This is a genomic window from Vibrio sp. 10N.286.49.C3 (assembly GCF_041469545.1).
In the GTDB taxonomy this organism is placed as follows: domain Bacteria; phylum Pseudomonadota; class Gammaproteobacteria; order Enterobacterales; family Vibrionaceae; genus Vibrio; species Vibrio tasmaniensis_A.
In genome coordinates this window covers 1-12,647 of sequence record NZ_JBFRKT010000092.1, presented here as the reverse complement: position 1 = coordinate 12,647, position 12,647 = coordinate 1, and the positions used below count along the sequence as shown (strand labels likewise).

The 12,647-nt window shown below is 43.0% G+C and carries 11 protein-coding genes and 2 pseudogenes; all 13 read right to left on the bottom strand.

Annotated elements, in window-relative coordinates:
- Nucleotides 1–385: 385 nt before the first annotated feature.
- The gene (locus AB4180_RS22440) at nt 386–751 is read right to left on the bottom strand and encodes a hypothetical protein (protein WP_241909235.1); all 366 of its coding nucleotides are present in this window, start codon (nt 749–751) and stop codon (nt 386–388) included.
- Nucleotides 748–1,074: a hypothetical protein gene (locus tag AB4180_RS22435; protein WP_241909236.1), complete on the bottom strand. Its 327-nt coding sequence runs from the start codon at nt 1,072–1,074 to the stop codon at nt 748–750. The genes AB4180_RS22440 and AB4180_RS22435 overlap by 4 nt, the downstream gene beginning before the upstream one ends.
- Complete coding sequence (locus tag AB4180_RS22430; RefSeq protein WP_241909237.1) at nt 1,046–2,683, bottom strand: OmpA family protein; 1,638 nt, start codon at nt 2,681–2,683, stop codon at nt 1,046–1,048. The genes AB4180_RS22435 and AB4180_RS22430 overlap by 29 nt, the downstream gene beginning before the upstream one ends.
- Before the next feature lie 166 nt (nt 2,684–2,849).
- Complete coding sequence (locus AB4180_RS22425; RefSeq protein WP_241909238.1) at nt 2,850–3,374, bottom strand: hypothetical protein; 525 nt, start codon at nt 3,372–3,374, stop codon at nt 2,850–2,852.
- A complete protein-coding gene (locus AB4180_RS22420) occupies nt 3,367–4,611 on the bottom strand; it encodes a hypothetical protein (protein ID WP_102248907.1) in 1,245 nt (414 codons plus the stop codon). The genes AB4180_RS22425 and AB4180_RS22420 overlap by 8 nt, the downstream gene beginning before the upstream one ends.
- Before the next feature lie 23 nt (nt 4,612–4,634).
- Nucleotides 4,635–4,829 (bottom strand): hypothetical protein, encoded by a 195-nt coding sequence (locus AB4180_RS22415; RefSeq protein ID WP_241909239.1) that lies wholly within the window; start codon nt 4,827–4,829, stop codon nt 4,635–4,637.
- Between the two features lie 74 nt (nt 4,830–4,903).
- Nucleotides 4,904–5,677, bottom strand: a complete 774-nt coding sequence (locus tag AB4180_RS22410) for a hypothetical protein (protein WP_241909240.1) — start codon at nt 5,675–5,677, stop codon at nt 4,904–4,906.
- Nucleotides 5,670–6,911, bottom strand: coding sequence for a hypothetical protein (locus AB4180_RS22405; protein ID WP_372082002.1), 1,242 nt, complete (start codon nt 6,909–6,911; stop codon nt 5,670–5,672). Before AB4180_RS22405 ends, AB4180_RS22410 begins: the two co-directional genes overlap by 8 nt.
- 23 nt (nt 6,912–6,934) lie before the next feature.
- A complete protein-coding gene (locus AB4180_RS22400) occupies nt 6,935–7,129 on the bottom strand; it encodes a hypothetical protein (RefSeq protein WP_241909487.1) in 195 nt (64 codons plus the stop codon).
- Nucleotides 7,130–7,203: 74 nt separating this feature from the next.
- The gene (locus tag AB4180_RS22395; protein WP_241909241.1) at nt 7,204–7,980 is read right to left on the bottom strand and encodes a hypothetical protein; all 777 of its coding nucleotides are present in this window, start codon (nt 7,978–7,980) and stop codon (nt 7,204–7,206) included.
- Nucleotides 7,973–9,226 carry a hypothetical protein gene (locus AB4180_RS22390; protein WP_102582497.1) on the bottom strand — a complete coding sequence of 418 codons (1,254 nt, stop codon included), beginning with the start codon at nt 9,224–9,226 and terminating at the stop codon, nt 7,973–7,975. Before AB4180_RS22390 ends, AB4180_RS22395 begins: the two co-directional genes overlap by 8 nt.
- A 23-nt stretch (nt 9,227–9,249) precedes the next feature.
- Nucleotides 9,250–10,904, bottom strand: a pseudogene (locus AB4180_RS22385) (hypothetical protein).
- Between the two features lie 835 nt (nt 10,905–11,739).
- A pseudogene (locus AB4180_RS22380) lies at nt 11,740–12,647 on the bottom strand (hypothetical protein); the annotation flags it as partial.

The window sequence follows — 12,647 nt, the reverse complement described above, 5'->3', positions numbered from 1 at the left end:
CCGACGCAGTAATCTGCTGACCAGAGTGCTTGGTAACTGAGCCAAGATGTCTTTAGGGGTGCGCACACGCGAAAATAGCCCGATACACTCATCCGGAGTTAGGACATCTTGAAGATCGTTCGTACTGAGAGACGAACTAGATATAAATTTGCAAACTAAGTGCATTTGGATTCTCCACAACCTACGGGTATCAATAGTTGCGGTGATAGCTAAGCTGATAAGGCTTAAAAAAACGATTTGGTTGAAGAAATTCTACGCGGAATAATTATAAATTTCAACAAATTAGAAATGGTAACACCACCTGCTAAAACGCTAGCAAAACAGTCAGTTAAACAGGAAGAATAGGCAATTTGACTAGCAAACTGACGGGACAGACACTTAGGCATCAATTGAAAGTTTGTGTCCCACCTTTTGGTAAATCACGACCAAGGGAGTGAATCGGGTGTTCAGGTGTAAGAACTTCAAATACTCCATATTTATCACACTCCCCATTACCCAATGCGCTCAACTTGAATTTGTGGTCGGTTGCCCAAAGCTGAGGGTTTTCACTATCAGTAACATTTAGCATTGGCACTTTAGCTAACGGGCGAATATTAGTTACACTCTTATTCTCGACTAAGCTTGGCTCTTCATGCCAAGTCGGGAATATTGTTTTTTGCGTTTTGGAATCATACTTCCCAATATAATAAGCACCAAACAAGTAGTAATTAGCATGAAGTGGTATCACATTACATGTATCAACAAAGCTCATAGTTCATGCCCTTTCACAAAATCGCCATCATTGGCAAACCCATTGTAAAGAGAAGATAGATCTGCACTGTGTCCACTATTTGTCTGCTTCCACTTTAAATAAGGACCAAAATATTTTTCTTCCGTTAGCTTACTGATTACAACTCGAGCCGCCCCTTCATGTATATATTTCGCATCTTTTCCTAAGATTTCGAAATAGCGAAACTTACCCATAGCTCGTGGAACAATTTCTTCTTTTTGAAATGAACGTTGTTCAATATTAATTAAGTAGCGGAACTTGCGACTTTCATTTCCGCTAAACCGCTTTTTGGCGATTTTTCTCAAGTGCTAACAGCCAACTTCTACAAGCTGGGTATTCGAAAGCGGATTTAAGATAAAACTTCATTTCCGCTCTACGGCTTAAGTGTCTATTGCTCGTATCATTATCAGCAAAAACGCCTTTCCCGAGCGCTGAAATGCGATACTCCCACTTAATAGCATCTGCACCAAGCTCTTCTAAAATAGAAGATTTAAGCGCTGCAGCACGTTTATCTGACAGTTTAGTGTTGTATTCCACCAAGCCGATATCACACGTATAACCTTCAACGTTCAACAACATTTCCGATTCTGTAGCACTCAGATACTTTGCCACTTTTTTTACTAGGTCCTTATCAGAACCGGCAAGTTTATCATTCGCACTATCAAATTCGAAAAACAGCGTGAGATAGCTTGCCTCGCCTTCTTTAGCCTGTTTTTTTTGTGACAACGGTTGACCATTTAGTAATACTCTGTAGCGTACACTTTCATCAGAGAATGCTTCAAGGAGCGCTTTTTTATGTTCCGCTTCAGACTCAAGCAAAACCTGACGATCTTTTTCATCACTCAGTGAAAGCGTAGAGATAACCGATTGTGTTTTCTGTCCATATTCTTTTGACTTATCGATATAGGCATTAAACGCCGTCTCAGAATTCTCAACACCTTTTGGGATTTCAAGACCGCTAGAAACAAGCTGCGCAAAACCAAAAGGCTTATCAAGCACATATTCAATAGCACGAACGGCAGGCTTTAAAGGGGTTAAGATCTTATCGTCAACCTTATGCCAAAAATGCTGTAACGCTGGTGGAATCGTATAAACGCTCGGTAAGGTATTCCCAAGGTGATTTGACCAGTTGAGAGCATTCGCTAAATCAGTAATCGGTGCAAGTGTACCTTGCGCTGGTGGCTTGAGCGTTTGCGCAAAATCTAAGAACCCCTTAGCTTTAGCATCAATACCGACCGCGAGTTTTAACGCATTTAAAAGTTCATCTCCAGCTTGCTCCTTATTCAAACCCGCGCTGAACGCTTTATGGACCGTCGTCATACTGAATGGGTCCATTACGCCTGACGCTGAAGCTTCGATAACCCCTTTATAGTTCCCAATGGAGTTAAGAATATTAATCGATGGTTGAACACCGTTCGCGGCTTTGTTTTCGCTGGTATAGGGGAGGTTTTTACTCCAATCTAGCCAACCTTTAAACGTGTCTGGCGCATGTTGAAACAGTGATTCTTCAACAGATATAGGATCACCGGACACAATGATGCTGCGCCCTGCTATTGAATAAATCGGTAGGTGTAAGACTTGTTCAGACAAAGAGTAGCAATTGTTTGGGAGGCTTAACTTAGCAACCTGAGCCATTTGACTATCTGAAGGTTCAAGTAATGAATCCCAATATCGCTTGATTCCTTCTAAATCTATATCAAAGCGGACTAATTGCTTAATCTGTTCATCATCGTCTAGATGACCGCCCGTGATCCAAAATGTGGCGACATATTGAGTCACCTCTTCTGCATCCTGAGCGTCATTCGCTTGGTTGGCAATATCAAAATATGTTACCGGCCTTACTCGGCTGGTGATTTTATTTCCTATATCCTCAGCATCCCCCTTGATGATTAAGTTTTCTGGTTGTCCGGACAAAGTAACTTCCGCGCCCTCAAAATAGTCGGCAGAGAAGAAAAGATTGATAGTCCAAACTTGAGGAATGCGCAGATAATAAAAATTATGTTTATAGTTTCCGCTATAAATTTGTTCATACAGGCGTTTATACGCCCCTTTATTTTGCCCAAACTGCACTTCTGCCGCTTCAGAACTCGGCTAATTCGGGCGCTAAAAATCGCCTCTCGGTATGGTCTTTGCTTAGCTTTTGGTCCTGTACAATATCTCTGTTAGTTACTACGCCAACGTCAATGCTTTCATCACTAGAACTTACAACATCCTTGGCCAAGGCTGCTAAGCGTTCCGTCCAAGCAGTATCTTCAGACATAACCGCAGCGGGAATTAAGTAAGGTGGGATATAGACAGGTTTTAGCTTATCTATCGTGCTAGAAATCAATAGTGGTGAAGAAGCAAGCTTATTCCCATCAAGCTCTTTAACTGATTGAACCTTGGTATTCCAACCTTGTAGCCGACCTGATGAATCACTGATGTATAATGGTGACTCATTTTTACTACTGCTACCATCCGCAGTTTGACCTACTGCTAACTGTGGAAAGGCCAGTGCAAAACCGGGTAATGGATAGAGCCCATTGCCAGTAATGGCCTTTTCACCTGGTCCGACCAGCTGCCCCATCAAATAGAGTGAGTGCTGTTCAATCTTAGCCCTAGCCATGATTACGCTCCTCTAGAACTGTTCTTGCTTTTTTGATGTCAGCATAACTTGGTAGCGGATAGAGTGACTCACTCCAATTATCCGCTTCTTTATGCTCAATTACATAACGGCTAAAGCCTAAGCCAAACGCAGATAGTCTTTCTCCATTCACACCATATGTATATATCATTTTTGTAGTAGGGCTATTCTCGGTGGGTTGGTGTAATACGCGGGTAATATTTCGACCATGAGCGGGGATGAACCACATATCACCGCCGTTGAAAGCCAACAAATCCACTGTAGCTCGGAAGTTGCCCATTTTTTCAGATGGCCTTCCCGAGCTGTACACCTTCCCTCCGCCTTCACCACCGAGGCAATAAAAGCCATCTCCATACTTTCCGCCCCAAACATTACAATCGTAACTATCCGGAGTAAAATCACCACGATCGACCAATTTTAAGGTTTTGGCATCGAACACAAATGTGTTACCGCATTTTGGAACATCACTCTCCCCAAAAGTTTCAAGGTATGAGTCATTCTCCCACCCACAACCAAACCCCGCCAAACTCGAATTAAAACTCAAATAGATCGTTTGCTCTGACTGGCTCATATAAGGCTTGGCAAAAGAGGTCATGTAACGTGCGTATGAACCATTTACATCAGTAAATTTCACTACCTCTTTGGTGTCTAGCTTAACCAGCAGAAGCTCATCTCTTTTTTTCACAACAACTTGTGTGCTGTCTGTATCCCACATAATATCGTGACGAGTTGAACCAGACTCCTCACTAATGTTTGTTACTTCTCCGTTATCTAGATCGTACAAGACGGTGCTATTTTTCTGAGGGATAACAAGATAGCGACCGTTGGGCGACCGTGACATATATTTTGCATAATCAGTCGTGCTTCGATAAACAGGTGGCGGGAATACTCCCTCAGGGATCAGCAATTGAGGATTAGTACCATCAATGCTCAATGCCCAGTAACTGACCTTTGATTTGTCTTCTCGGTTTTCGACTGTAAACAGCACCTGAGGGAGTTTCACATTATCTGTATTCCAATCCGCAATTTTCGGATTCATTAGGATTTTAAATTCATAATCATGAAGCCAACTCTTAGTGTCTCCTCGATTTGTATCCAACCAATCGGCTAACAGCTCGATTCGAGCTTTCTCATCAAAATAGGGCTTAGTGACGACGTAACCAATACCTGCGACAACAACAGTCGTCAAACCCAATCCGAGTAATATATTCTTTTTCATTGTTAATCCATTTTCTAATTTTGTTACAACGACCAATCCAGCACTAATGACTCAAAGCGTTGTTTTTCTTCTGTTGTCATACCTTTAAGCTTGTCGTTTGGCAGAGCTTTTGGCGGAGTCTCAGTAGCGCTCTCAGGTTCAACAAATAAATCGTTGTAAGCGACCCGATCAAAAAGTATGTGACGACTGTCTGGATCTTGATCATGTACAAGGGACATAGTAAAGACCCCATCCGATGGTAGCCCACTTAATAACGCTTGCTGCCAATCGTGGTCTTCCCCTTCATAAAACTCTAAATCAAAGACATCTTTATATTACCTATATCCTCAGCATCCCCCTTGATGATCAAGTTTTCCGGTTGTCCAGACAAAGTAACTTCTGCGCCCTCAAAATAGTCGGCAGAGAAGAATAAATTGATGGTCCAAACTTGAGGAATACGCAGATAATAAAAATTATGTTTATAGTTTCCGCTATAAATTTGTTCATACAGGCGTTTATATGCCCTTTTATTTTGCCCAAACCGCACTTCTGCCGCTTCAGCTTTATGGATAAAGAACTCGGCTAATTCGGGCGCTAAAAATAGTCTCTTAGATACATCTTTTTTCAAATCTTCTCTGATTTTCCAGTCACGCAAACGTGAGACTTCAACTTCAGTACTCGTATTAACAGCTTCTGTAGCTAATAGTGCTAATCGTTCCGACCAAGTTGTGTCATCAGACATAACCGCAGCGGGAATTAAGTAAGGTGGGATATAGACGGGTTTTAGCTTATCTGTCGTGCTAGAAATCAATAGTGGCGTAGAAGCAAGCTTATTCCCATCAAGCTCTTTTACAGATTGAACCTTGGTATTCCAACCTTGTAGCCGACCTGATGAGTCACTGATGTATAATGGTGACTCATTTTTACTACTGCTACCATCCGCAGTTTGACCAACTGTTAACTCTGGTAAGGCTAGCGCAAAGCCGGGTAATGGATAGAGCCCATTGCCAGTAATAGCATCTCCATCTGGTCCAACTAATTGACCCATCAAATAGAGAGCGTGCTGTTCAATCTTAGTCCTAGCCATGATTACGCTCCTCTAGTACCACTTTCGCTTTTTTTAGGTCAGCGTAGGTTGGCAGTGGGTAGAGTGACTCGCTCCAATTATCCGTCTCTTTATGCTCAATCACATAACGGCTAAAGCCAAAACCATAGGCGGATTTTTCAACTCGTTCTCCATCACTAAAACCTACGAACCCATGTATCATTTTTGTAGTAGGGCTATTCTCAGTGGGTTGGTGTAATACGCGGGTAATATTTCGTCCATGCCCGGGGACGAACCACATATCACCACCGTTGAAAGCCAACAAATCCACTGTAGCAGGAAAATCGCCTATTTTTTCAGATGGTCTTCCCGAGCGGTATGCCGCACCACCAAGGCAATAAAAGCCATCTCCATACTTTCCGCCCCAAACATTACAATCGTAGCTATCCGGAGTAAAATCACCGCGATCGGCCAGTTTTAAGGTTTTGGCATCGAACACGAATGTGTTACCGCATTTGGGCACATCGCTCTCACCAAAAGTTTCGAGGTACTCTTCTTCCTCTCCTTTACAGCCAAACCCCGCCAGACCGGATTCGTAACTAAAATAGATCGCTTGCTCTGACTGGCTCATATACGGCTTGGCAAGAGAGGTCATATAGCGTGCGTCTGGACCATTTACATCGGTAAATTTAACTACTTCTTTTGTGCCTAACTTAACCAACAGGAGTTCATCTCTTTTTTTCACAACAACTTGTGTGCTGTCTGTATCCCACATTATATCGTGACGAGTTGAGCCATATTCCTCACTAATTTCAGTTATTTCACCATTACTTAGATCATACAACACAGTGCTATCTTCCTGAGGGATAACAAGGTAGCGGCCGTTTGGCGATCGTGACATATATTTAGCATAATCAATCCCAGTATTAGGCGCGGGCGGCAATGCCCCCTCAGGGATCAGCAATTGAGGGTTAGTACCATCAATGTTTAATGCCCAGTAACTGACCTTGGATTTATCTTCTCGGTTTTCGATAGTAAACAGCACCTGAGGAAGTGTCACATTTTCAGTATTCCAATCTGCAACCTTTGGGTTATCCGGTATTTCAAAATCATACTGGTAAAGCCAAGTATCCGTTTTACCTTTGTACAAATCTAGGCGGTCTGCCATGCTCTCTATTCGAGCTTTCTCATCAAAGTAAGGTTTAGTGGCAATGTAACCAACACCTGCGGCGACAATAGTCGTCAAACCCAAACTGAGTAATATTTTATTTTTCATTCTTAATCCATTTTCTAGTGAGGTTACAACGACCAATCCAGCACTAATGACTCAAAGCGTTGTTTTTCTTCTGTTGTCATACCTTTAGGCTTGTCGTTTGGCAGAGCTTTTGGCGGAGTTTCAGTAGCGCTCTCAGGCTCAACAAATAAATCGTTATAAGCGACCTGATCAAAAAGTACGTGACGGCTATCAGCATCTTGATCATGTACAAGAGACATAGTAAAGATTCCGTCCGATGGTAGCCCGCTTAGTAACGCTTGTTGCCAATCGTGGTCTTCCCCTTGATAAAACTCTAAATCAAAGACATCTTTATATTACCTATATCCTCAGCATCCCCCTTGATGATTAAGTTTTCTGGTTGTCCGGACAAAGTAACTTCCGCACCCTCAAAATAGTCGGCTGAGAAGAATAAATTGATGGTCCAAACTTGAGGAATGCGCAGATAATGAAAATTATGTTTATAGTTGCCGTTATAAATTTGTTCATGCAGGCGTTTATACGCCCCTTTTTTCTGCCCAAACTGCGCTTCTGCCGCTTCAGCTTTATGGATAAAAAACTCGGCTAATTCGGGCGCTAAAAATCGCCTCTCGGCTGCATCCTTACTCAAATCATCTTTGATTTGCCAGTCTTCTACGGAGGACAAGCGGATCTCTTTTCCTTGCGAGGTGACTACTTCTTTAGCTAATTTAGCTAATCTTTCCGGCCAAGTTGTATTTTCAGACATTACCGCAGCGGGAATTAAGTAAGGTGGAATATAGACTGGTTTTAACTTATCTGTCGTGCTAGAAATCAAAAGTGGCGTAGAAGCAAGCTTGTTCCCAACAAGCTCATTAACGGATTGAACCTTGGAATTCCAACCTTGTAGCCGACCTGATGAATCACTGAAGTATAATGGTGACTCATTCTTACTGCTGCTACCGTCCGCAGCTTGAACAACTGCTAGCTCTGGTAGGGCTAGCGCAAAGCCAGGTAATGGATAAAGCCCATTACCGTCAATTGCATCTCCAGTTGGTCCGACTAATTGCCCCATTAAATAGAGAGAGTGCTGTTCAATCTTAGCCCTAGCCATGATTACGCTCCTTTAGTACCGCTTTAGCTTTTTCTAGGTCAGCGTAGGTTGGCAATGGGTAGAGTGACTCACTCCAATTATCCGTCTCTTTATGTTCAATCACATAACGGCTAAAGCCAAAACCAAACGCAGATTTTTTTACACCTTTAGCGCCGTAAAGGTATAACATTTCTGTCGTAGGGCTATTCTCATTTGGCTGGTGTAACACGCGTCTTATATTTCGACCATTAACAGGTACGAACCACATATCACTATCGTTAAAAGCCAACAGATCGACCGTAGCAGGGAAGTTGCCTATTTTTTCAGATGGTCTTCCCGAACGGTATGCCGCACCTCCTCCCTTGCCGCCAAGGCAGTAGAAGCCATCTCCATACGTACCACCCCAGACATTACAATCGTAACTAATCGGAGTAAAATCACCGCGATCGATCAGTTTTAAGGTTTTGGCATCAAACACGAATGTATTACCGCATTTGGGTACATCGCTCTCACCAAAAGTTTCGAGGTACTCTTCTTTCCTGCCTTTACAGCCAAACCCAGCCAGTCCCGGTTCGTAACTAAAATAGATCGCTTGCTCTGACTGGCTCAAATAAGGCTTGGCAAAAGAAGTCAAGTACTCTGCCCATGAACCATTCACATCGGTAAATTTAACTACCTCTTTTGTGTCTAGCTTAACCAGCAGAAGTTCATCTCGTTTTTTTACGACGACTTGCGTGCTGTCTGTATCCCACATAATATCGTGACGAGTTGAGCCATATACCTCACTAATTTCAGTTATTTCACCACTACTTACATCATACAACACAGTACTATCTTTCTGAGGGATAACAAGGTAGCGGCCGTTTGGCGATCGTGACATATATTTAGCATAATCAATCCCAGTATTGGGCGCAGGCGGCAATATCCCCTCAGGGACCAACAATTGAGGGTTAGTACCATCAATGTTTAATGCCCAGTAACTGACCTTGGATTTGTCTTTTCGGTTTTCGATAGAAAACAACACTTGAGGGAGCTTAACATTCTCAGTATTCCAATCCCCAACCTTCGGGTTCTTAGGTATTTCAAAAGAATAGCGGTATCTCCACTTACTTCCATCATTAAATCGCGTATTAATCCGTGACTCTAATTGGTCCGCCAATAATTCTATTCGAGCTTTTTCGTCAAAATAGGGGTTAGTTGCTATGTAACCAACGCCTGCGACAACAACAGTCGTCAAACCCAAGCCGAGTAATATTTTATTTTTCATTCTTAATCCATTTTCTAGTGAGGTTACAACGACCAATCCAGCACTAATGACTCAAAGCGTTGTTTTTCTTCTGTTGTCATACCTTTAGGCTTGTCGTTTGGCAGAGCTTTTGGCGGAGTTTCAGTAGCGCTCTCAGGCTCAACAAATAAATCGTTATAAGCGACCTGATCAAAAAGTACGTGACGGCTATCAGGATCTTGATCATGTACAAGAGACATAGTAAAGATTCCGTCCGATGGTAGCCCGCTTAGTAACGCTTGTTGCCAATCGTGGTCTTCCCCTTCATAAAACTCTAAATCAAACACGTCTTTATAATCGCTATTGTGATCGGTCACATAGAGTGAATTCAAAGCGGTGATGCCGGAGGTGCCAACATCCACCCGGAATAATAGACCACTGTTTTTTCCATCTACATAAGCAATCACGGTGTTACTCTGGTCATAGTTACGTACTATGGCTTGCTGGTCGCTCAGCCATGGCATGTCGTCTTCGGTAACTTTGTGGATGGCGGCACTGTCTACATCAGAGGTGAATTCTTGTGCACTGAATGACTGTCCGTCACTGTAACTGCTTAATTCATCTAATGGTGTGCTGGATTTCTCTAGCAAAGCAGCATCCGATTCTAATGCTTCAATTTGAGCAAAGCGCTTTTGTTTCGGTGAAAAAATGATCTTGAGTCCACTTTCCCCTTGTTGGACTTCACCCAATATTTTGTAAGGTGCCCAGAAATGCGCCATGGCAAAGCCGCTTGCGCTTCTTTGTATTACCTGATGTGTGTCTTTTTTCTTTTCTTCTTGCTCTAAGGTACGGTAATACTCGACGTCAACGTCTTGGTAGTAACCCTTCTCGTTTATGGCCATCTCTCGCCAAAGCTTCCCTTTCCAAAAGACATAAAGAAAACCACCACGCAGATCCGAAGCTTTTGCTTTGTCGTTGCTGCCATCTAAGTAAGCCAATGGTCTCACCGGCACCAACACGTTATCCCATTCATCCATCTGAGTGTCTTTATCAACGGGTTGCAGGCCTTCGGCGAGTTTAAGCAAGATTGGCTGAGGCTGGTCAGAACAAGGAATTTTGATATAAAGCGCTTTGCCCTCAGCCTCGAGATCTTTAAACGTCGCTAGGCTGCGGTGTTTGTTGGCGAGATCGGGTTTTGCTACCGTAACCTTTCCTTGCTGTTCATCGGTTTTACCTAGCGCTAAACATGCCGCATTGCTAGACCACTGGCCCGCAAACTCGACCACAATTTTGTGTTCTGGGGAAGGTTCAACTGGCGAGAAGCTATAGTGACGTGCCAAAGGTACATCATCGACAACTTGCTTGTAGTTGGCTTTGTGAGCGCGCTCTGAACTGCAATTACTCACCCTATCAACATGTATCTTCAGTTTAGGGAAGCTTGCTAGCTGTTTATTGGTTAATGGACTACGTCGCACATTGGAGGAAAGACAAACCCAGTTCGCTTTTACGAGTTCAACTCGAATCGCGTTGAGTAGGCTGTGGACATTTTTTTAGCCGACGCAGTAACCTGCTGAAGCAAATTACTTGGTAATTGAGCCAAGATGTCTTTCGGGGTGCGCACACGCGAAAATAGCCCTACACACTCATCTGGTGTTAAGACATATTGAAGGTCGTTCGTACTGAGGGACGAACTAGATATAAATTTGCAAACTAAGTGCATTTGGATTCTCCACAACCTACGGGTATCAATAGTTGCGGTGATAGCTAAGCTGATAAGGCTTAAAAAAACGATTTGGTTGAAGAAATTCTACGCGGAATAATTATAAATTTCAACAAATTAGAAATGGTAACACCACCTGCTAAAACGCTAGTAAAACAGTCAATTAAACAGGATAAATAGTCAATTTTACTAGCAAACTAACGGAGCAGATAATTACGCATCAACATCATGTAACATTCGTTGTAACACGTTAAAGTCAATGCCAACAAAACCGGAAATACGTATCTAGTGGCGACATACCTTCGAGTTAGCAAGCTTGTATAAGCATTATGTATCGATAGTAAAAGAGTAAAAAAAGTGGGAATAAATTCCCACACAAACACAGCTAATAGACAACATGTTTAAATAAACAAACTAGCTAAAAATAGGGGTTAAAATAATTACCCAAAGCAGAACACCACACTAATTACAAAGTGTGATGTGGCTACTATATAGAGTCCCCATCTATTATCAAGATGGTACTTTTATGGGGCTCACATCAAAAAACACTATGCAAAATATCGATAAAATCAGCATTTTGAACACATCAATAGTTATAATAATTATCTTAGTTAAATTTCACCTAAATAATGAATTAATTTGAAAGAAAATATTGCAATAAAAATGGACATTAATTGAAAACAACATTCACACTGAACATTATATCGATATTTGTGGAGAAATTAGAGGCGATAGGGATATCGTACACTTAAATATTTATAGCCTGAGATATGTGTATAAAAAAGGTCTGCTCAACGGACAGACCTTTTTCTCATTTCTTGCATAACGATTGGCGCTATGCTGCGAATTTTTTATTACTAACTAACTCAAAAGTTTGATGAAATAGGTTTGGTTTAATAACCGCCGTGGATCTCACGCCATTATTCAGAGTAAAAACCGATTCAATCACAGCCGCTTCAGCTCCTATCGCTTGGTGCGTTGGGTTAAACGTCGCGCTCGTTAACGTCGGCATGGTTTGCGCGAGCGTAAAGCTTGCGCTTTCGGTGACTGGCACGCCTGAAGCATTAGTGCCCGTCACAATGACAGTGTAACTGCCGTTCGGTTGATCGCTGATGTCAACACTACTGCTGCTCCAAGCCCCACCGTTGGCGACAGTCGCAGAGCCACTTTTTAATACCGCATCACTGCCCTGCGCTTTCACTTCTAGACTAAGTCCTTGACCATCCAAACGCGTCGATGTGCCTGAAAATACCAAGCTAGTGGCGTTACTGCCGTCCACGCTGCTCATTGGCGTGATGACCAACGTTGGCGTGATAGGCAGCGAATGCGTGCTGTCTTGCGCGCCCACATTACCCGATAAATCTTGGTAATTTCTCACCACCAAACCGACATTCAAATCAGACGATGCTGGAACCAGTACATCCCCGGTCCACACGCGGGCATCCACACTCTTCGTCAGCGAGATGACCGTGCCTCCTAATTCTGCACTGGCCGCTTGCAACGCTTTATCGAACTGAAGGCTGACCGATACGCTCTGACCTATCGCTTGATGCGTTGGATTAAACGTCGCGCTCATTAACGTCGGCATTGCTTGCGCGAGCATAAAGCTTGCGCTTTCGGTGACTTGCACTCCTGAAGCGTTGGTGCCCGACACAATGACGGTGTAGGTGCCGTTCGGTTGATCGCTGATGTCAACGGTACTGCTGCTCCAAGCCCCACCGTTGGCGACTGTCGCAGAGCCAC

Coding starts and splice junctions, on each gene's coding strand:
- AB4180_RS22415 (WP_241909239.1), bottom strand. CDS start 4,829: ATGTCCCTTGTACATGATCAAGATCCAGACAGTCGTCACATACTTTTT.
- AB4180_RS22405 (WP_372082002.1), bottom strand. CDS start 6,911: ATGAAAAATAAAATATTACTCAGTTTGGGTTTGACGACTATTGTCGCC.
- AB4180_RS22440 (WP_241909235.1), bottom strand. CDS start 751: ATGAGCTTTGTTGATACATGTAATGTGATACCACTTCATGCTAATTAC.
- AB4180_RS22390 (WP_102582497.1), bottom strand. CDS start 9,226: ATGAAAAATAAAATATTACTCGGCTTGGGTTTGACGACTGTTGTTGTC.
- AB4180_RS22395 (WP_241909241.1), bottom strand. CDS start 7,980: ATGGCTAGGGCTAAGATTGAACAGCACTCTCTCTATTTAATGGGGCAA.
- AB4180_RS22425 (WP_241909238.1), bottom strand. CDS start 3,374: ATGGCTAGGGCTAAGATTGAACAGCACTCACTCTATTTGATGGGGCAG.
- AB4180_RS22410 (WP_241909240.1), bottom strand. CDS start 5,677: ATGGCTAGGACTAAGATTGAACAGCACGCTCTCTATTTGATGGGTCAA.
- AB4180_RS22420 (WP_102248907.1), bottom strand. CDS start 4,611: ATGAAAAAGAATATATTACTCGGATTGGGTTTGACGACTGTTGTTGTC.
- AB4180_RS22400 (WP_241909487.1), bottom strand. CDS start 7,129: ATGTCTCTTGTACATGATCAAGATGCTGATAGCCGTCACGTACTTTTT.